We start from the raw sequence: 19507 nt of genomic DNA, 5'->3' as shown, positions 1-19507 counted from the left end.
GACGCGACGGAGGGCCCCGCCGCACGGCGGAGCCCTCCGATGGACGCTGCGGTCAGGAGACCGAGATCGCCCCGTTGCTGGCCCGCACGCAGGCCACCGCACGGGCGCTGGTGGAGGCCGCGCCGCTCAGGCACTGGCCGAGCACCTGGTGCCCGGTGGCGTTCGGGTGCCACGACTCCTGGCAGGTCTGGAAGTAGGTGACGCAGGTGTTGGCGATGCGCTGGATGGCGATCTTGTCCTTGCCGGCCAGGCTGGTGACGAAGGTGCCGCTCGCGCCGTCCTGCAGCCGGATCGGAGTGGCCAGCGCGCCGCTCGGGCTGCTGGTCTGCTCGCAGAGCCGGGCACCGTTGAAGGCCTGCTGCACGCTCAGGTACACCAGGTCGTCGGCGGGGAACTCGGCGGCCAGAGTGTCCCGGGTGGACTTCACGATGCTGCCCAGGCCCTGGGAGAAGCGATGCCCCGGCGCCAGGCTGGCCCGGTGGATCGGGCAACCCGCCGCGTACCGCTCGGCACCCAGGTCACGGAACTTGTCCCGGGTGTCGTCCCGGCTGTCCTCCTCGTGGAACTGCTGGTTCAGGTCCAGCGGCAGCGGGTTCGTGTAGTCCTGGAACACCACCCGGTGCTGCCCGTCCGCGTCCACCTGGTCGAGGGTGGTCAGGATCTGGCGTACGGCCGCGGTGGTCTCCGCGGTCGCGGCGCTGAGCTGCGCGGCGGTGGCCAGGTCGGCGTCGCTGCAGGGCTTCTGCTCCACCGGCCCGTTCAGGTACGCCCAGAACTCCCACCAACCGGTCCAGGCGTCGGCGATGAACCGGTTGGCGCACTTCTCCGCGACGCTGCCGAAGGTGAACGAGCTGTTGTTGGAGCCGAGGCCGATCAGCACCAGGTCGATGTCCTGGGTCTGCGCGACGGCGCGCAGTTGGCTGAGCTGCGAGGCGACGGTACGACCGTTCGTGCGCGCCTGGGAGGCGTTGGCGATGTCGTGTGGCTGACCACCGGAGCAGGCCAGGTTGAACCGGTTCTGGATGCCCGGCAGGTTGGCCTGGTTGAGCGAGGCGTTCGCCGAGCGGTGGCAGAAGAACGCGTTGTTGTTCGCCGCGGTCCAACCGGGGAAGCCCTGGCTGACTCCGTTGACGTCGACGACCGGGGTGTACGCCCCGGCGCCCTCGCCACTGATGAAGCTGTCCCCGAGTGCCACCGCGGCGGTGGGCAACGCGGCGGACGCGGGTGCGGGCAGCGCGACGGCGGTCGACAACGCGGCCATGGCGATCGTTAGTCCCGCGGCGAGCGCGGTACGCCGGAACCTGGGCATGGGGCCCCCAACCATCGAAAGATGAAAGATTCTCTGAGAGCGCGATCAGATCACCCCGGCGCGACAGGCGTCAATGGCCCGTAACAGATTCGTTCGACGAAAGACATGCGCCCGTAGGCCTGACGGGCTACCGCGTCGAGATCGGACCCGTGCTCCGGGTTGTCGACCGCCCCTCGGCGGGCAGTCAGCGACCGGTCGGGCGGTCGCGGCGGCGCAGCAGGGCCGCGCCCACGGCGTTCAGACCGACACCCCGGATCAGGAGTACGCGCAGCCACCGCACCCACGCCACGGCGCTCGTCCCGCCGGAGACCGGGTGGCGCACGCTGCCGAACGGGGTGAGCCACGGCTGCGCCGGACGGAGCGTTCCGGTGGCGGTGCCTCTGCGTGGTCCCATGATCACCCAGTGGCTGTTCGTTGGCTCACGTCCGGAGGGCCGCGCGCGGCGGGTCGCGTAGGTCCTCCGGTAGTTGTCCTAGCCTCGGGCTAGGCTCGCTGCGGCGCGCCACGCCGGCTGATGTCGCCGGTGACCGGCAGCACACCGCCGAGACCGGGGAGTACGACCAGTTGACCGCAGAGCCTGACACCCTGTACGGGGCCGATGACCTCACCCACCTTGAGGGGCTGGACGCTGTCCGCAAGCGGCCCGGCATGTACATCGGTTCCACCGACAGCCGTGGCGTGGGTCACCTCGTCAACGAGATCCTCGACAACTCCACCGATGAGGGTGTCGCCGGTCACGCCAGCCACGTCGAGGTGATCCTGCACGCCGACAGCTCGGTGCAGGTCGACGACGACGGCCGGGGCATCCCCACCGACGTGCACGCCAAGTCCGGCATCTCCGGCGTCGAGCTGGTGCTGACCCGGCTGCACGCCGGCGGCAAGTTCGGCGGCTCCGGTTACAAGACCTCCGGCGGTCTGCACGGCGTCGGCGCATCCGCGGTCAACGCGCTGTCCCGCCGCTTCGACGTGACCGTCCGCCGCGCCGGCAAGATCCACGCGATGTCGTTCCGACACGGCGTTCCGGGCATCTTCGACGGCGACGGTCCGGACGCCTCCTTCACCGCCGGCCCCGGGCTCCAGGTGACCGGGGCCATGAAGCGCGGCCAACGCACCGGCACCTCGATCCGCTGGTGGCACGACGCCCGCTACTTCGAGACCGGCGCCGCGCTCGACGTCGACGCCGTCCGGATGAAGCTGCGCAACACCGCGTTCCTGGTCCCCGGCGTGACCTACCTGCTGCGCGACCTGACCGGCGAGGCGCCCGCCGAGGAGCGGTTCCACTACCCCAACGGGCTCAGCGACATGGTGGAGTTCCTCGCCCCGGCCGGCGACCGGCCGGTCTCCGGCACCCTGCTGGTCAACGGCGAGGGCACCTACCGGGAGAACGCCGCCGACGCCAACGGCGTCATGCAGTCCAACGTGCAGCGGCGCGCCGAGGTCGAGGTGGCGTTCCGGTGGGGCACCGGTTACGAGCGCACCGTCGAATGCTTCACCAACACCATCCGCAACGCGCACGGCGGCACCCACCGCAAGGGTTTCGAGCGGGCCCTCGTCCGCGCGCTCGCCGACGCGATCCGCAACACCCGCGGTCTGCTCAAGGCCAAGGAGGAGCCACCCACCCTGGACGACGTCCTGGAGGGGATGACGGCGGTGGTGCACGTGCGGATCCCCGAGCCGCAGTTCACCTCGCAGACCAAGGACGAGCTGTCCACCACCGGCATCACCAAGGTTCTCCAGTCCCTGGTCGACGCGCACATCAAGGCCTGGCTGGAGGACCGGCGCACCAAGGCCGAGGCGCGCACCGTCCTGCAGAAGATCGTCGACGCCGCCCGGGTGCGGCTCACCCAGAAGCAGCAGAAGGACGCCGCCCGGCGCAAGACCGCCCTGGAGGGCGCGTCCATGCCGCCGAAGCTCGTCGACTGCCGGGCCACCGGCATCGACCGCAGCGAGCTGTTCATCGTCGAGGGTGACAGCGCCCTGGGTACGAGCCGGATGGCCCGTTCCTCGGAATACCAGGCGCTGCTGCCGATCCGCGGCAAGATCCTCAATGTGCAGAAGGCCAACCTCCAGCAGGTTCTGGACAATGCCGAGTGCGCGGCCATCGTGCAGGTCCTCGGCGCCGGTTCGGGGCGCACCTTCGACCTCTCCGCGCTGCGCTACGGCCGGGTGCTGATCATGGCCGACGCCGACGTGGACGGCGCCCACATCCGTACGCTGCTGATCACCCTGTTCGCCCGGTACATGCGGCCGCTGATCGAGGCTGGTCGGCTCTACGCCGCGATGCCGCCCCTGCACAAGATCACTACCAAGGGGCGCAGCCCGCAGACCGTCTACACCTACACCCAGGCCGAGATGGAGACGACGGTCCGCAAGCTGGAGAAGGCCGGCAAGCAGATCGTCACGCCCATCCCACGGTTCAAGGGTCTCGGTGAGATGGACGCCGACGAGTTGTGGGACACCACGATGAACCCGGCCACCCGGGCCGTCCGCCGGATCACCCTCGACGACGTCGACGCCGCCGAACGCATCCTCGAACTGCTGATGGGCGAGAAGGTCGAGCCGCGCCGCAACTGGCTCATCGACTCCGCCGACCGCGTCGACCGGGATGCGATCGACGCGTGAGCGAGCGACAGCGAGCGAATCTTCGATGCAGCGCCCGTTCCGTTCCGATGGAGAGCTGAGTCATGGCACGCCGTAAGGAAAACAAGGTCGACCTCTCCTCGTTCGACCAGGCCGGGGCGCGGGTGTTCGACAACCCGCTGGTCACCGAGGTCTCCGACTCCTACCTGGAGTACGCGTTCTCGGTCATCCACTCCCGCGCCCTGCCCGACGCCCGTGACGGCCTCAAGCCCGTGCACCGGCGCATCCTCTGGTCGATGTACGAGCAGGGCTACCGCCCGGATCGCGGGCACGTGAAGTCTGCCCGAATTGTCGGGGATACAATGGGAAAGTACCATCCGCACGGTGACACGGCGATCTACGACGCCATGGTCCGGCTCGCCCAGGACTTCTCCCTCAACGTCCCGCTCATCGACGGGCATGGAAACTTTGGCTCCCCCGACGATGGCCCGGCCGCGTCGAGATACTGCGTTACCGGAGATACCCGCATTCGACTTGTTGACGGCACTAGCCCTCGAATTGCTGACCTGGTAAGCCTCCCTGCAGACAGCGAAGCCGATGTTGACTTCGAGGTGCTCGACAAAGACGGTAAAGCTGTCCAGGTCGACAAGGTGTTCAACTCCGGCGTCCATCCGACGGTCCGGATCGGCACGGAGGCCGGGTTCTCGCTCCGGGGCAGCGAGAATCACCTCGTGCTCTGTCTTGAGGCGCCCGCGGGCGTTCCCCTCTTCCAATGGCGACGGCTAGACGAGCTTGCAGTTGGTTCGATCGTCTGTGTGGCACGGAACGCTTGGTCCCAGGTCATACCCACCGCTCGTGAATACTCGCTGGGCGTCCTCGGCGGCGCGTGGGCGTCCGAGGGCTTCGCGAGTGAGTCCAGGGCCGGGTTCAACAACACCGACGAGCACTTCTTCGGTGAGGTTCTGCATGCGTACGATCAAGTGGTTGGTGGTCGGCGGTACGTCAGCGAACGGCAGACCCGTCGCGACCGGAAGCGTGTCCAGGAAATCGATGTTCAGATTTATGCCGGCGGTATGGACGCTTTCCGTGCAAGTCCGCTGGCCGAATTCATCGGGCACCAGGCCCGGGACAAGTTCGTACCGCAATTCGTCTGGAACGGTGGCTGGGGTGTTAAGCGCGCCTTCCTCATGTCCCTTTTCGAAGGGGACGGCGGGGTGCGGGTCGCCAAGGACAGCTTTACCATCCAGTACACGAGTTACAGCGAGCGGCTCACCAGGGAGGTCCAGGAGCTGCTCACCGAATTCGGGGTTGTTGCCTGCTGGCGCCGTTACACGCGCCCCAGCGGCTCGGTCGAGCATCGCTTGGTGATTTCCGGCCTGCGAAACATCAAGGCATTCGCCAATCGGGTGGGCTTCCTCCGCACCAAACAGGCAAAGCTGAACAAGGTTCTGCGACACGCGCCGTTGCGCCCACATCGGCTGAGCAAGGACCACGTTCCCTTCGTTGCCAGTTACGTGCGTGACACCTTGGACTTCGACCGTCGTGGTAGCGGCCGCAAGTGGCTGACGACGCACAACTTCGATCGCGTCGAGCGATGGGAGACCGAGCGCCTCCGGATCATCGATCGCATCAAAGAGCCGGAACTTCTGGCGACCATTCTCCCGATCATGGACTCTGGCTACCGGTTCGAGCGCGTCACCGAGGTGACGCCCTGCGAGCCGGCGGAGGTCTACTCGGTTCGGGTCAAGTCCGAGGACCACTCCTTCCTCGCTGGCGGTTTCGTCAACCACAACACCGAGGCCCGCATGTCTCGCGAGGCCATGCTGCTCGTCGGTGAGCTGGGCGAGGACACCGTCGACGTCGAGCCCAACTACGACGGGTCGCTGACCCAGCCGACAGTGCTGCCGGCGGCCTTCCCCAACCTGCTGGTCAACGGCGCGTCCGGGATCGCGGTCGGGATGGCCACCAACATGATCCCGCACAACCTGGCGGAGGTCGTCTCCGCGGCCCGCTGGCTGATCAACCACCCGGACGCCACCCTGGACAAACTCATGGAGTTCGTCCCCGGCCCCGACCTGCCCACCGGTGGGGTGCTGCTCGGCCTGGACGAGGTGCGGCGGGCGTACGAGACCGGGCGTGGTGTGGTGCGGATGCGCGGCAAGGTGGAGATCGGCCCGATCGAGGGCAGCCGGGGCCGTCAGGCGATCACAGTGGTCGAGCTGCCCTACGGCGTCGGCGCGGAGAAGGTCATCGCCGCGATCACCAACGAGGTCACCAAGACCAAGCGGCTGACCGGCATCGCCGACGTCAAGGACCTCACCGACCGGGAGAGCGGCACCCGGCTCGTCGTCGAGTGCAAGGTCGGGGTCAACCCGCAGGCGTTGCTCGCCGACCTCTACCGGCTGACCCCGCTGGAGCAGTCGTTCGGCGTCAACAACCTGGTCCTGGTCGACGGGCAGCCACGCACGCTGGGCCTCAAGGCGCTGCTGGAGGTCTTCCTGGCCCACCGGTACGAGGTGGTCACCCGGCGCACCTCGTACCGTCGGCGCAAGCGCCAGGAGCGGCTGCACCTGGTCGACGGTCTGCTGGTCGCGCTGCTGGACATCGACGAGGTGGTCCGGCTGATCCGGGGCAGCGACGACGCGCAGGCCGCGAAGGACGGGCTGATGAGCCGGTTCGGTCTCTCTGACATCCAGGCCACGTACATCCTGGACACTCCGTTGCGTCGGCTGACCAAGTTCGACCGGATCGAGCTGGAGGCCGAGCAGGAGCGGCTGCGCTCCGAGATCGCCGAGCTGAGCAAGATCCTCGACGACGAGCGGGTGCTCCGGAAGGTGGTCTCCGACGAGCTGGCCGCCGTGGTCAAGCAGTTCAGCACCGAACGTCGTACGACGCTTGTCGACGGTGACCTGAAGGAGGTGCTGGCCGCGTCCGCGCCGGCCGGCCCGCTGGAGGTCGCCGACGACCCGTGCCAGGTGATCCTCTCCGCGACCGGGCTGGTCGCCCGGACCGCTGCCGAGTCGGAGGAGAGCTCCGAGGGGCGCCGACGCAACGGCCGGGTCAAGCACGACACGGTACGCGCCATCGCGCACTCCACCGCCCGTGGTCGGGTGCTGCTGTTGACCAGCGCCGGTCGGGCGTTCAAGGTCGACGTCCTGCCGCTGCCGGTGCTGCCCGAGCAGGCGGGCACCGTGTCACTGCGTGGCGGTATGTCCGCGGCCGAGCTGGTGCCGTTGGCGGCGGGGGAGACCGTCGTCGGCCTGGCCCCGCTCGGCGGGCAGGCCGAGGGCTCACCGGGGCTGGCGTTGGGCACCCGGCAGGGCGCTGTGAAGATCTGCTCGCCGGAGTGGCCGGTGCGCTCCGACGAGTTCGAGGTGATCGGTCTGCGCGACGGTGACGAGGTGGTCGGGGCGACCTGGCTGACCGACGGCACGGAGACGCTGACCTTCGTCACCTCGGAGGCGTCACTGTTGCGCTTCCCCGCCGGGTTGGTCCGGCCGCAGGGCCTCAAGGGCGGCGGTATGGCCGGCATCAACCTGCCGGCCGGGGCACGGGTCGCGTTCTTCGGCGCGGTGCGCACCGACGACCCTGGGCACGGCGAGCCGATGGTGGTCACCTCCACCGGCGCGACGGTCAAGGTGACGCCGTTCAAGGCGTACCCGGCAAAGGGCCGGGCGACCGGCGGCGTGCGCGCGCACCGCTTCCTCAAGGGTGAGACGGACGTGGCCGTCGCCTGGGTGGGCCCGCGACCGGTCGGTGCGACCGCCACCGGCGACCCGGTGGAGTTGCCCGCGGCGGACCCACGCCGCGACGGCAGCGGCTTCGCCGTGATGCTCGGCCCAACGGTCGTAGGCCACCTGATCGAACGGGACTGACCCCATCCGCCTGTCGCGCCGTCACCGGTGCCCGCGCCCTATGGGCGTCCGGTGTTCCTGGCGCGCGGCCGGCGCGGCCGACGCCAAGATCGTGCTCGATCCTGGAGGTAGTGGTTCACCGACGCGGTGATGCCACTCGATCCCGGATCGAGCACGATCATGCGGAGTGGGGCTGCCCGCCAGAGCGGCACGTTGGCGCCCTCTGTTGTCGGTGCGGGTCCGGGTGCACCGCGAAGCACCCTGCACGGTAGGTCCGGACAAGGGTCCCGTCGCGTCCGGACCTACCGTGCAGGTCGCTGGTCACCGCGTGGCTGTCGGGCCACTCGCGATGGTGCCCCGGTAGGCAGAGGGCTGACCGGGCCAGGTGGCCGGGTAGCGCTGCATCGCCTTCCAGCTGTTGGTCAGCAGGTGCGGGAGTTGTAGGCGGCCCAGTAGGGGCCGCTGCCCTGAGGCGGGTAGAAGCGGTAGTTCCCGTCGGGCGAACGCTGCAGGACGAATTGGTGCGAGCCGTACGGGCTCCGGGAACCCGTCGCCCCGTGGTACACCACGTACAGCCATCCGTTCTGGTTGTCGTGCTGCACCAGCTTGTCGCCGGCCTTCGTCCAGCTGTTCCGGCCTGCGGAGCCATCCGCGGAGAGGCCCTTGTCGCGCTGGAAGTTCCTCGTCGCGGCATCGGTCTGGTCGCCGAAGACGCCGTCGACTCCGGACGAGGGCAGGTAGCCGTTCGCCCAGAGAATGGTCTGCCAGAGACAGGCGACGTTCGAGTTGCGGTGCGTGGTGACGTTGGTGACGCCTTCGTCATCGAAGTCGTCAGACACCGCGCCGGCGCCATGGACGAAGGCCCGGCCCGTGTAGGAGCCGCTGGCCGCGGCCGGCGTGGCGATGGTGACGCTGACGCCGATGGCCAATGCCGCGCCGATGGCGGGCGCGGCGACTCTCCGGAGGATGCGGCGGGTGGAGCGGAGCGACGACATGTATCTCCTCTGGTCGGTGATCATGAGGGGGCGGCGGTGCTGGGGCGTCGTGCCAGCCGGCGGTGTCAGGCCCGGCACGACGAGACGAGGTGACCTCGCGGCAGGTGTGGACAGACGGTCCCGTTCGACCTCGCCCCGTCGTCGTGCGACCAGGCCAGGTGATTGGTGCTCGTGGATGGGGCGGTGAGGACGGTTCTGCCGTCCTCACCGCTCCGGGTCCCCCGTTGGAGAAGGTACGGTGGGGCCGGTACAACCCCCGCACAACTCACGCACAGCTCATTTGCTCGCCCGGTTGTCCGGGTGTGGTACGCGTGGCGGCACATGGCAGCGCCCACAGGTGAGGTCCCTGGTTGCGTTTCGAACTCCTTGGCCCGTTCCGGGTGTACCGCGACGGCCGGCCGGTTCCGCTGGGCTCGGTGAAGCAGCGTCTCCTGCTGGCGACCCTGTTGCTGCGCCCGAACGAGGTCGTCGGCACCAACGAGTTGACCGCGATGCTGTGGGGTGACGAAGAGCCGGCGTCGGCCGCCGCTAATCTGCGCACCTATGTGCGCGGGTTGCGGCGGTCGCTGGGTGATGGGGCGACCTGGGACGGGATAACCGCTGCGGCCGGCGGCTACCAGCTTCGGGTGGGCCCGGGCGAACGGGACGTGGACCTGTTCGACGCCGCGGCGGCGCGGGGGCGCGAGGCGCTCGCCGCCTCCGATCTGGACCGGGCCGAGGCCGAACTGTCGGCCGCGGTGCGCCTGTGGCGTGGTGCACCGCTGTCGGACCTGCCGCTGCGCTCGACGCTGGCTCGGCGGGTGGCGCAGTTGGAGGAGCGCCGGCTGCTCGTCGAGGAGGACTACGCCGAGGCGGTGCTGGCCCTCGGCGCGTCGGCCGATGTCGTGCACCGGTTGCGCGGCCTGCTCGACCGGCACCCGCTGCGGCAGCGGGCGTGGGGCCAGCTGATGGTGGGCCTGTACCGCATCGGAGACGTAGCTGGCGCACTGGATGCTTTCCGGCAGGCCCGGCAGACGCTAGCGGAGGAGACTGGCCTCGATCCCGCACCTGAGCTCGTCGCGCTGTACGACGACATCCTGCATCACCGACCGGGACTGGCGGCGCAACCGCCAACGGGGTCGGACCGGCCGGTGCCGGATACGGCAGTGGGGCCGCTCACCCAGCGCCCCGAGCAACTGCCGCGTGCGGTGCCGGAGTTCGTCGGACGTAGCGCCGAGCTGGCCAGCCTCGACGGGCTTCTGCGTGGCAGGGCTGAGGCCCCGACGAGCGGCGCCATCTCTGTGGTGTCCGGCATGGCCGGGGTCGGCAAGACGGCCCTGGCGTTGCACTGGGCGCACTCGGTTGCCGACCGCTTCCCGGACGGCCAGCTCTATGTGAACCTTCGCGGCTACGACGAAGCCGGCGTGGTGTCCCCGCCCGACGCCCTGTCCGGCTTCCTCGAAGCGCTCGGGGTGCCCCACGCCCGGATACCCTCCGACATGGAGGCCCGGACTGGTCTCTACCGCAGCCTGTTGGCCTCGCGGCGGATGCTCCTGGTGCTGGACAACGCTCGCGACTCCGCCCAGGTGCGGGCCCTGCTGCCCGGTGCGGGCCGCTGCATGGTCGTGGTGACCAGCCGTGACCGGCTCGGCGGCCTGATCGCCGCCGAATGTGCCACGCCGTTGACACTGGACGTGCTCACGGCGGAGGAGTCGAGGAGCCTGCTCGCCAGACGCCTCGGGGTCAGCCGGATCGCTCCCGAGTCGGTGGCGGTGGCCGACATCATCGAGGCCTCGGGCCGGCTCCCGTTGGCGCTGTCGATAGTGGCGGCGCGCGTCGCGACCCATCCCACCTTTCCGCTCAGCGCGATCGCCGCCGAACTGTGCTCGGCCGAGGCGAGGCTGGACGCGTTGGCCGACGGCGACGTCCGGCGCGTCTTCTCGTGGTCGTTCCTCGCCCTGGGGGCGGACGCGGCCCGGCTGTTCACCCTGCTGGGGCTGCATCCGGGCCCGGACCTGACCACCGCTGCGGCCTCGGCGCTCGCCGGTGTGTCTGCCGCTGTCGTCACACCGATCCTGCGGGAGCTGACCCGGCTCCATCTGCTGGCGGAGCACGCGCCCGGCCGGTTCACCTTCCATGATCTTCTGCGGGCGTACGCGGCCGAGCTCGCACAGTCGTCGGAGCGCGGCGACGACCACGTCGCAGCCCGACAGCGCCTGTACGACCACTATCTGCACGCCGCCTATCCAGCTGCCCGGCTACTCCAGCCGCAGTGGCCCTCGATCGAGCCGGTGGCGCCGCTGCCCGTACCCGCCAGGCGGCCGGTGACTGATCACGACGGCGCGCTCGCCTGGTTCACGGCGGAGCATCGGGTGCTGGTCCGGGTGGTCCGACAGGCCGCCGAGAACGGCTTCGAAACGTACGCTTGGCAGATCGCCTGGGCGCTGACCGCCTTCGTGGCGCCGCGTGGCCTCTGGCAGGACCAGCTCGACATCCAAGAGGTCGCGCTGAGGGCCGCAGAGAAGATCGACGACCTTGCCGGTCAGGCCGTCGCCAACCGGCTGGTGTCCCGCGCGCTGACCCGACTGGGCGACCGCACCACTGCCGAGTCTCGGCTCAAGCGCGCGCTTGAGCTGCACGAACGTCTCGGCGACCCGATCGGCCAGGCTCAGACGCTGCACAACTACTGCGAACTCTGTTACCTGGACGGCCGGCTCGACGACGCGCTCGCGCACGGTCGTGAGGCGCTACGGCTCTATCGGCAGGTCGGCAATCACGCGGGCGAAGCCCGGACCCTGAACGCGATCGGTTGGCTGCTCGCCAGCAACGGCGACTACGTCCAGGCCATCGCCAGCTGCACCGAGGCCCTCGAGCAGCAACGACGGACCGACGACCGCAACGGTCAGGCAGCGACGTTGGACAGCCTCGGCTTCGCCTACGACCGCCTCGGTGAACGCGACCGCGCGGCCGACTGCTACGAGCAGGCGATCACACTCTTCCGCGACTCCGCGGACCGGTATCACGAGGCGGAGACCCTCATCCGACTCGGGGACACCCGGGAAGGGATGGGCGACCGGAACGCTGCCGCTGCCGCGTGGCGCCTGGCGGCGCGGATCTACGAGGACGTGGGCGACCCGGCGGCCGAGGAGGTCCGCCATCGCCTTGAACGTCTGGCTTCTTCTTAGTGCGGGGCCGGAGTCAGGCGACGTTGTGGGGGCGGAACTGGACGCTCACCCGGGGGCCAACAGGTCGGGTGGTCTTGGGGATGGCGTGTTCCCAGGTGCGTTGGCAGGAGCCGCCCATGACGATCAGGTCGCCGTGGCCCACCGGGAAGCGCAGGCTCTCGCCACCGCCGCGTGGGCGCAACAGCAGCGGTCGGGGTGCTCCGAAGGAGACGATCGCGACGACCGTGTCGGTGTGGGCCGAGCGGCCGATGGTGTCGCCGTGCCAGGCCACGCTGTCGCGCCCGGACCGGTAGAGGCACATGCCGGCGGTGACGAAGGGCTCGCCCAGCTCGGGCGCGTAGTGCTCGGTGAGCGCGGCTCGCGCGGAGGTGAGGACGGGGTGGGGGAGTGGCCTGGCGGCGTCGTACCAGCAGAGCAGGCGGGGCACGTCGACCTCGGCGTCATACATGGTGCGCCGTTCGGCACGCCAGGGCACCTCGGTGAGCAGGGTGTCGAGGACGGTGTCGGAGCCGCGCACCCAGCCGGGGAGGTGGTCGACCCAGGCGCCCCGGCTGAGCTGGTGCCGGCGGATCTGGCCGGGCAGTGGCCCCAGGGTCGGCCCGGCGTCGGCCAGGTCGAGCATCGACGGCTGGTAGGCGGCCTGCGTCATGCAGCCACCCTAGCAGCACTTTCGTACACCCGTGCTAGCCCTGGACCGTGGCCTGGCCTGCCGCGGTCAGCCGGGGACGGCGGCGGTGCGTACGGCGTCGAACACCGCGTCCACTACCCGCGCCCGGCCCTGCCCGTCGACGGTGGACCAGGCCCGCTCGGCGAGGGCCGCGCGTCGCTGCGGCGAGCTGAGCAGCCCGTGCAGGGTCCGCGCCGCCGTCGCGCGGGTGGCTCGTCCGGCGACGCCGACGGCGGTCAGCTCCGGCAACTCGCCGAGGCCGGCGGCCAGGCCGTGCCGCACCACCCGGGTGTACGACTCACGTTGGTTGTCGACCACGCAGACCAGTGCGCTGGGTGCGCCGAGGCAGCAGAGTTCCCAGGTGGACGTGCCGGCGGCGCTGACCACGAGGTCGGCTTCGGTGATCAGTGCCGGCAGTGAGGTGGTGGGCGGGACCGGTCGGATGGTCTGCCCCCGGCCGGGAGCGACATCGTCGATCTCCGCCTCGATCTCGGGTCGCCCGACGATGACAGTGAGGTCCATCGGGTGACCGGTGGCCACCAGTACCCGGGTGAGGAGCGGGGCCGCGCCGACCGCGTCGGTGCCGCCGAAGAAGGCCAGTACCCGGGGGCGGCTGACCGCCGTGGTGGGCGGGGCGAGCGGCGGCCGGGCGCTGATCACCGTGTCGCGCAGCAGGGCGTACCCGCTCCCGGCGAGCAGCCGGCCGGGTAGTGCCGCCACGGACCCCGGCCTGGGCAGCTCCGCTCCGAAGTTCTGGTCGACGTAGAGGTCCGCGACCTGGCCCCGGCTGTCGCCGTCGATGATGGCGAGGGTGTAGACGCCGGCGGCGCGTAGGGCGCCGGCCCCGGCGGGGTCCAGTTCGTAGGAGTCGAGGACCAGCACGTCCAGGTGGTGTCGGCGGGCCGCCTCGACCAGTTCGGCCGCCGAGTCCGGGCCGGGGAGCAGGGGGATGCCCCGCGCGGCCAGCTCCGCGGTTGCCCAGTCGAGCCGTTCGACGGCGCCGAACACTGTGACGTCGGCGCCCCGGGCGAGGAACTCCTCGGCGAGCGCCAAGCAGCGGACCAGGTGGCCGACGCCACGCCGTGGCCCGGCGTCGCAGCGCAACCCGACCCGCAGGGTGCTCAGGACTCCTCCAGGTGCTTCTGTCGTACGTCGGCGTTGAGCGCGCGCAGCCGGGGCTGACCGTCGAGCCAGTCGGCGAGCTTGGCCAGCGGCACGCTGACGTCGCCGAAGTGGTCGATGATCGCGCTGACCAGCGCCCAGTCCCGCTCGGTGTCGAGGGTGAGCCGCAGCGCGGAACGGTCCGGGGTGAGCGTCACCCCGAGCACCCGGAACAGCTCCGGATGGGTGTACGCGTACGAGGTGACGTGCACCCGGTGGTGGTCGGTGGCGACCCGGCCCAGGGTGCGCAGCGTCTCCGCTCGGATGATCTCGACGTCCAGTCCTCGGGGCAGGGTCCGGGCGATCGACGTGCTGGCGTAGTCCAGCCCGGGGACCGCCCGGTAGACCGACGCGACCAGTGTGATGATCTCCGGGTCGAGCAGGGGGCAGTCGGCGGTGAAGCGCATGACGGCGTCTCCCGGGCGCGCCGCGAGGGCACCCACGAACCGGTCCAGCACGTCGTCGACCGGCCCGCGGTGGCACGGCACGTCGAGCCGCGCGCACTCGGCGGCCACCGCGTCGTCGACCGCGTCGGTGCTGGTGGCGACGACCAGGTCGGCCAGGACGCCGCTGTCGGAGGCGGCGCGTACGACCCGGCCCAGAACGGACCGTCCGGCGAGTGGGCGGAGCACCTTGCCGGGCAGCCGGGACGAACCCATGCGCGCCTGCACGATGCCGACGATCCGTGGCCCGGCGGCGTCCGTGGCGACCCCGGCGGTCACTGCTGCTCCTCCTGCTTGGGGGCCAACGCCGCGGTGGCTCGACGTTTGGCGGCGCGGGCACCCCGCTTGGCCAGCCGGGCCGGGGTGATGGCGAGCCGGCCCACCCGGTAGCTGAGTGACCCGCTGAGCAGGCCGATCGTTGTCTCGGCCCGGCGCAGCGCCCGTTCCCGCGAGGTGAGCAACTCCTCGGTCCACGCGGTCAGCGCCGCCAACCGGGTGAGTTCCTCGCGCTGGCGCAGCCACGCCTCGCGGAGCTGCTGGTAGCTGTGCCCGCCGACCGGCGGGTCGGTCGGCGTGACGGCGTGCAGTTCGGTGGCGAGGCCGACAGTGGCGCCGGCGTCCAGCCCGTGCAGCGCGGCGGCGATGGCCGCCTCGACCTCGACCGCGTCGCTGACCGTCGCGCGGTCGAGGTCGTGGCCGGCGAGTCCGCCGAGCACCACGGTCAGGCCCGCGATGTCGAGAGTGGACGACCACGGGTGGGCGTACCCGCCGGTGAGCAGGCCCGTGGCGAAGCGCCACATCCCGCGGGCGAGGACCACGTCGCCGGGCAGCGCGGCGGTGGCCCGCCAGCTGGGGTCGAGCACCGCGTACCGCTCGCCGTCGACCACCACGTTGTCGGTGCCGGCCAGCGCAGCCGCCCCGGCGATCCGGCCGTCCGTGTCGGCCTGGTCGGCGAGCCAGCCCGCGTAACCGCGCAGCAGCGCGCGCAGGGTGGCCAGGTCGCGGCGCACTGCCGCGTCGAGCAGCAGAGTACGCAGCAGCCGGCCGGACGGCACCGGTCCGGACAGCGCGTCCGCGTCGCGGTACGCGGCCTCGCGGCTGGCGAACGGCGCGACGGCCGGCGTCGTCGTCGCGTCGGTCGCTGGGATGAGCCCCCAGCGCCAACCGGAGGGGCCGTGCAGCACCTCCAGCACGCCGATCCCGGGGCGACCGGTCTGCACGAGGGCCACCGGCAGGTCCGCCTCGACGGTCGGCGTGGTCGGGTCCGTGGGGTCGGCGGGTCGGTGGGCGAGGGTCAGCCAGCCCGGTGCGAGGTCGGCGGCCCGCCCGGCGTGCAGGGCGTCCACCGCGAGCCGGGCCGGGTCCTGGAGGACTGTGGCGCTGCTGAAACCCCCGGCGCAGGCGCCGTGCAGCACGGCGTCGAACAGGCCGGAGCCCGCGTCCCGGTCGAGGTGGTCGGCGTCCAACAGCGCCGTCGGGGTGGTGACACCGGGGTACGCCGCCCAGCACGCGACCGGCCGCAGCCCCGCCGCGCCGAGCCGCTCACGCAGTTGGTCCCGGTTGGCCGGGTGGGCGCGGTCCAGCACGCCACCGATCACCCAGGCGGAGTCGTCCCGCCGGGCGTACCAGGGGCTGGTGTCGACCAGCCGGTGCAGGCCCAACGGGTTGTCCAGGCGCAGCAGCAACGCGCCGCCCGGTCGCACCGCGGCGACGAGTCGCGCCAGCACACCGTCCCAGCCGAGCCGGGTGCCCTCCACCGACTCCACCGGGTCCAGCCCGGCAGCCGCGATCACCACGTCGTACGTCTCGTCGTCGGACAGCCCGGCCGGGCCACCCACCACCACGCGGGCGGCCCGGTGCGCCAGCGCCACCGCGTCCGGGTGGCTGCGCAGCAGGCAGGTGACCTCGGCGTGAGTGAGCTGGTCGAGCAGTGCCGGGTCGTGTGGACCGGCCACCAGGACCCGGGCGCCGGGCGGCACCAACCGTGCGGCCAGCGCGGCGAGCGGCCCACCGTCGGCCAGCCGTTCCTGCGGCAGGTCCGACCAGGCCAGCATCTCGCCGCCCGGCAGGGTGATCCGGTCGACGGGTGCCGTCTCAGTCGTCACGGTCTTCCTCTTCCTCCTGGAGGTTCGCCCAACCGAGCAGCTCGCGAAGCTCGGCCGGCGTGCAGCGGTGGTCGGTGCCCAGCTCGGCGCGGGCGATCTCGACAGCTGTGGGCAGGTCGACGGTGGTGCCGTGCAGCTGCGGCCACTGCCGTCGGATCCGAGCGGTGCCGCCGAAGGTGGGGTCCTCGTTGGACAGGATCATCGGGTCGCCGTAGACCGCCGGCTCGCACCCGGCAGCGATGCCGTAGAAGATCGCGCTGGTCAGCCGGTTGGATGCTACCCGGCGGTGACGGCGCAGCTCGGTGAGCTGACGGTCGAGGAACTCCGGATCGGTGTCCTTCCACCAGTGTCCCCGGTAGCCGTGGCAGATCACCCGGAACCCGGCGCGCTCGTAGAGCCGGCGCACGTTGCGCATCCGGTACTCGTGCCAGTAGAGGCAGACGGTGACCGGGCCGGGTTCGGTGTCCTTGATGAGGGCGATCAGTTTGCGGTGGTCGCCCTTGACGTGTTGACCCTCCCAGCCGTGGAACGGGTACCAGATGGTGCCCTCGCGCTCCTCGGCCGGTGGTTCCTCGGGGCGCATGGCCAACAGGTAGCTGAACGGCGCGCCGATGACGACAACGTTGCGTCGCCCCACCGACCAGGCCCGACGGCGGGTCTGCTCCGACCAGAGCAGGCTGGGGGTGAGCTCGGCGTACGGGTGGCCGGGGGCCAGGCCGTCACCGATGTTCCAGCCGTGCTGCACGTACCCGTTGATCCGGGGTGGGTGCCGGTCGCCGAGGCCGGCGTACCGGGCCAGTACGTGCGCGTGGCCGTAGAAGTGGTTGGCGTGGTGCATCAGGTTCCCATCAGGCGGCGGAACGCACCGGACCGCCCCGCACCGCGGCGGTCAGCGCGTCGATGACGCGGTCCTGGTCGGTGTCGCTGAGCCCCGGGTACAGCGGCAGCGACAGCTGCTGGGCGTAGAACGACTCGGCCACCGGGCAGGACCCGCGCCGGTAACCCAGGTCGGCGAAGGCCGGGTGCCAGTGCACCGGGATGTAGTTGACCTGGACGCCGATGCCGGCGGCCCGCATCCTGTCGTACACCTCGCGGCGGCGCCCGTCGAGCACCCGGATCGGGTAGAGGTGCCAGGCCGGGTCGGCCCACGACCTGCGGTGCGGCAGCAGGACGCCGTCCAGGTCGGCCAGCGCCTCGTCGTAGCGGGCGACCAGGGCGCCGCGGCGGGCCGTGAACTCGCCGAGCCGACGCAGTTGGCTGCGACCCAGGGCGCAGAGCACGTCCGGCAGCCGGTAGTTCAGCCCGAACTCGTGCACCTCCTGGTGCCAGCCGCCCTCGTCCGGGAAACGCAGGTCGTCGCGTTCGCGGACCACGCCGACGCCACGGAACCGGCGGGCCCGCTTCAGGAGCGCCGGGTCCAGCGCCGCGACGGCACCGCCCTCGGCGGTGGTCAGGTTCTTCGTGGGGAAGAACGAGAACGTGGTCAGGTCGGCGAGCGAACCGACCGGCCGACCGTGGTACGTCCCGCCGATCGAGTGCGCCGCGTCGGCGAGCAGCAGCGCGTCGCTGCCCTCGACCGACGTGCGCAGCGCGTCGTAGTCGGCGGGGTGGCCGGCGTAGTCGACAGCGGCGACGACCTTCGTCCGCGAGGTGACAGCGGCGGCGGCCGCCGCCGGGTCGAGGCAGAACGTCTCGTCGTCGACGTCGGCGAACACGATCGTCGCGCCGAGGGCGACAGCGCTGCTGGCGGTCGCCACGAACGTCATCGGCGGGACGACCACCTCGTCGCCCGGCCCCACCCCGGCCGCCGCGTACGCCACGTGCAGCGCCGCGGTGCCGTTGGAGACGGCGGCGACACCGACCCCGCCGGTCCACCGGGCGAGGTCGGCCTCGAAGGCGTCCACCTGCGGACCGGTGGTGAGCCAGTCGCCGCGCAGCACGTCGGCGACGGCGGCGACGTCGTCCTCGCTGATCGACTGCCGGCCGTACGGGAGCATCCCCGTCATCAGTTGATGCCGAGCATGTCGCGCAACTGTTCGACGGTGAGCCACTCGTCGTTGGTGTCCGACTGGTAGGCGAAGCCGTCCGGCACCGGGTCGCAGTCGACCGGGGCCTGGTAGCCCCAGGTGGCGATGGTCGGCTGGACGATGAACCGGCCGTCGGCGCGCAGCGTTCGCCGGCTGTCGTCGGGCGCGATCATCTCCTCGTGCAGCTTCTCGCCGGGCCGGATCCCGATCTCGTGGGTGGTGGCGTCCGGGGCCACGGCCTCGACCAGGTCGAGGATGCGCATGCTCGGGATGCGCGGCACGAACAGCTCGCCGCCCTGCATCTGGTCGAACGAGTCCATGACGAACTGCACGGCCTGGTCCAGGGTGATCCAGAAGCGGGTCATCCGCTTGTCGGTGATCGGCAGGCTCTTGCCCTCGGCGGCCAGCCGGCGGAACAGCGGGACCACCGAGCCTCGGCTGCCCACCACGTTGCCGTAGCGCACCACCGAGAACCGGGTGGGGTGCTGGGCGGCGTAGTGGTTGGCCGAGACGAACAGCTTGTCGCCAACCAGCTTCGTCGCGCCGTACAGGTTGATCGGGCTGGACGCCTTGTCGGTGGAGAGCGCGATGACCTTCTTGACGCCGGCCTCGATCGCCGCGTCGACGACGTGCTGCGAGCCGGTGATGTTGGTGGCGATGTACTCCGAGGGGTTGTACTCCGCGGTGTCCACCTGCTTCAGCGCGGCGGCGTGCACCACGTGGTCGACGCCGTGCATGGCCCGGGTGAGGCGGTGCCGGTCCCGGATGTCGCCGATGAACCAGCGCAACCGCGGGTCGTCGCCGAGTTGCTGGCGCAGCTCGTACTGCTTGAGCTCGTCGCGGGAGAACACCACCACGCGGGCGGGGTCGGCCTCGTTGAGGATGTGCCGGAGGAACGTCCTGCCGAAGGAACCAGTTCCGCCGGTGATCAGAATGGACGATCCATTCAACTCACTCAATGTGGTGCTCCCGTGTTGGTGGATGAACGAGCGGCAGTGGGCCGGCCGACCGGGGTGACACGCTAGCCATGGCGGGTTAACTCCTCGGCGCTCGCGGGTGAACCACAACCTCTGCTCCCGTGAATGCCGAACACCGCGTAGGCGAACACTTCCGACCGCCCCGGATGTGGGCTGACCTGGCCGGATCGGGCCGTTACAGTGACCGCGCGAACGACCCGGCGGCCCGGCGCGCAGCCGGGTCCC

Annotated in this window: 12 protein-coding genes and 3 pseudogenes; 5 read left to right on the top strand and 10 right to left on the bottom strand. The window is 70.9% G+C overall.

The window, feature by feature from the left end:
• Positions 1 to 52: 52 nt before the first annotated feature.
• Both NIE111_RS22740 and NIE111_RS22735 read right to left on the bottom strand, forming a co-directional pair.
• Complete coding sequence (locus tag NIE111_RS22740; RefSeq protein WP_238686303.1) at positions 53 to 1309, bottom strand: SGNH/GDSL hydrolase family protein; 1257 nt, start codon at positions 1307 to 1309, stop codon at positions 53 to 55.
• A 184-nt stretch (positions 1310 to 1493) separates the two neighbouring features.
• Positions 1494 to 1703, bottom strand: a complete 210-nt coding sequence (locus tag NIE111_RS22735; protein WP_238686302.1) for a hypothetical protein — start codon at positions 1701 to 1703, stop codon at positions 1494 to 1496.
• A gap of 170 nt (positions 1704 to 1873) precedes the next feature.
• Between NIE111_RS22735 and NIE111_RS22730 the strand changes: the two genes are divergently transcribed.
• From NIE111_RS22730 to NIE111_RS32325, 4 genes and pseudogenes are all read left to right on the top strand, one after another.
• Entirely contained in the window at positions 1874 to 3931 is a 2058-nt protein-coding gene (locus NIE111_RS22730; RefSeq protein WP_238686301.1) for a DNA gyrase/topoisomerase IV subunit B, read from the top strand.
• 62 nt (positions 3932 to 3993) lie between these two features.
• A pseudogene (locus NIE111_RS32335) lies at positions 3994 to 4395 on the top strand (DNA gyrase subunit A); the annotation flags it as partial.
• Between the two features lie 12 nt (positions 4396 to 4407).
• A pseudogene (locus NIE111_RS32330) lies at positions 4408 to 5289 on the top strand (LAGLIDADG family homing endonuclease); the annotation flags it as partial.
• A gap of 393 nt (positions 5290 to 5682) precedes the next feature.
• Positions 5683 to 7764 (top strand): annotated as a pseudogene (locus NIE111_RS32325) (DNA gyrase subunit A); the annotation flags it as partial.
• 401 nt (positions 7765 to 8165) lie between these two features.
• Here the strand turns inward: NIE111_RS32325 and NIE111_RS22720 are convergent.
• Entirely contained in the window at positions 8166 to 8762 is a 597-nt protein-coding gene (locus NIE111_RS22720) for a peptidoglycan-binding domain-containing protein (protein WP_238686299.1), read from the bottom strand.
• A 392-nt stretch (positions 8763 to 9154) separates the two neighbouring features.
• On the opposite strand from NIE111_RS22720, the gene NIE111_RS22715 reads away from it, so the two are divergent.
• Complete coding sequence (locus NIE111_RS22715; protein ID WP_238686298.1) at positions 9155 to 11902, top strand: AfsR/SARP family transcriptional regulator; 2748 nt, start codon at positions 9155 to 9157, stop codon at positions 11900 to 11902.
• A gap of 13 nt (positions 11903 to 11915) precedes the next feature.
• Here the strand turns inward: NIE111_RS22715 and NIE111_RS22710 are convergent, their stop codons facing one another.
• From NIE111_RS22710 to pseB, 7 genes are all read right to left on the bottom strand, one after another.
• The gene (locus tag NIE111_RS22710) at positions 11916 to 12551 is read right to left on the bottom strand and encodes an alpha-ketoglutarate-dependent dioxygenase AlkB (RefSeq protein WP_238686297.1); all 636 of its coding nucleotides are present in this window, start codon (positions 12549 to 12551) and stop codon (positions 11916 to 11918) included.
• 66 nt (positions 12552 to 12617) lie between these two features.
• Positions 12618 to 13694 carry a PseG/SpsG family protein gene (locus NIE111_RS22705; RefSeq protein ID WP_238686606.1) on the bottom strand — a complete coding sequence of 359 codons (1077 nt, stop codon included), beginning with the start codon at positions 13692 to 13694 and terminating at the stop codon, positions 12618 to 12620.
• Positions 13691 to 14452: a cytidylyltransferase domain-containing protein gene (locus tag NIE111_RS22700; protein ID WP_266303131.1), complete on the bottom strand. Its 762-nt coding sequence runs from the start codon at positions 14450 to 14452 to the stop codon at positions 13691 to 13693. Before NIE111_RS22700 ends, NIE111_RS22705 begins: the two co-directional genes overlap by 4 nt.
• On the bottom strand, positions 14449 to 16278 hold the full coding sequence (locus NIE111_RS22695; RefSeq protein ID WP_238686296.1) for a class I SAM-dependent methyltransferase: 1830 nt from the start codon (positions 16276 to 16278) through the stop codon (positions 14449 to 14451). The genes NIE111_RS22700 and NIE111_RS22695 overlap by 4 nt, the downstream gene beginning before the upstream one ends.
• On the bottom strand, positions 16268 to 17116 hold the full coding sequence (locus NIE111_RS22690; protein WP_238686295.1) for a hypothetical protein: 849 nt from the start codon (positions 17114 to 17116) through the stop codon (positions 16268 to 16270). The genes NIE111_RS22695 and NIE111_RS22690 overlap by 11 nt, the downstream gene beginning before the upstream one ends.
• Before the next feature lie 10 nt (positions 17117 to 17126).
• Positions 17127 to 18284, bottom strand: coding sequence for a DegT/DnrJ/EryC1/StrS family aminotransferase (locus tag NIE111_RS22685; protein WP_238686294.1), 1158 nt, complete (start codon positions 18282 to 18284; stop codon positions 17127 to 17129).
• Positions 18284 to 19264 (bottom strand): UDP-N-acetylglucosamine 4,6-dehydratase (inverting), encoded by a 981-nt coding sequence (gene pseB / locus NIE111_RS22680; RefSeq protein ID WP_238677116.1) that lies wholly within the window; start codon positions 19262 to 19264, stop codon positions 18284 to 18286. Before pseB ends, NIE111_RS22685 begins: the two co-directional genes overlap by 1 nt.
• Positions 19265 to 19507: the final 243 nt, after the last annotated feature.

The sequence above is a fragment of the Micromonospora hortensis genome (genome assembly GCF_022230935.1).
GTDB lineage: Bacteria > Actinomycetota > Actinomycetes > Mycobacteriales > Micromonosporaceae > Micromonospora > Micromonospora hortensis.
This window is presented reverse-complemented; position numbering and strand designations above follow the sequence as displayed.

What these genes read in the sequence shown, in the direction of transcription:
- NIE111_RS22690 (WP_238686295.1), bottom strand. Translation starts at nt 17,116, where the DNA reads ATGCACCACGCCAACCACTTCTACGGCCACGCGCACGTACTGGCCCGG.
- NIE111_RS22735 (WP_238686302.1), bottom strand. Translation starts at nt 1,703, where the DNA reads ATGGGACCACGCAGAGGCACCGCCACCGGAACGCTCCGTCCGGCGCAG.
- NIE111_RS22685 (WP_238686294.1), bottom strand. Translation starts at nt 18,284, where the DNA reads ATGACGGGGATGCTCCCGTACGGCCGGCAGTCGATCAGCGAGGACGAC.
- NIE111_RS22710 (WP_238686297.1), bottom strand. Translation starts at nt 12,551, where the DNA reads ATGACGCAGGCCGCCTACCAGCCGTCGATGCTCGACCTGGCCGACGCC.
- NIE111_RS22720 (WP_238686299.1), bottom strand. Translation starts at nt 8,762, where the DNA reads ATGATCACCGACCAGAGGAGATACATGTCGTCGCTCCGCTCCACCCGC.
- NIE111_RS22740 (WP_238686303.1), bottom strand. Translation starts at nt 1,309, where the DNA reads ATGCCCAGGTTCCGGCGTACCGCGCTCGCCGCGGGACTAACGATCGCC.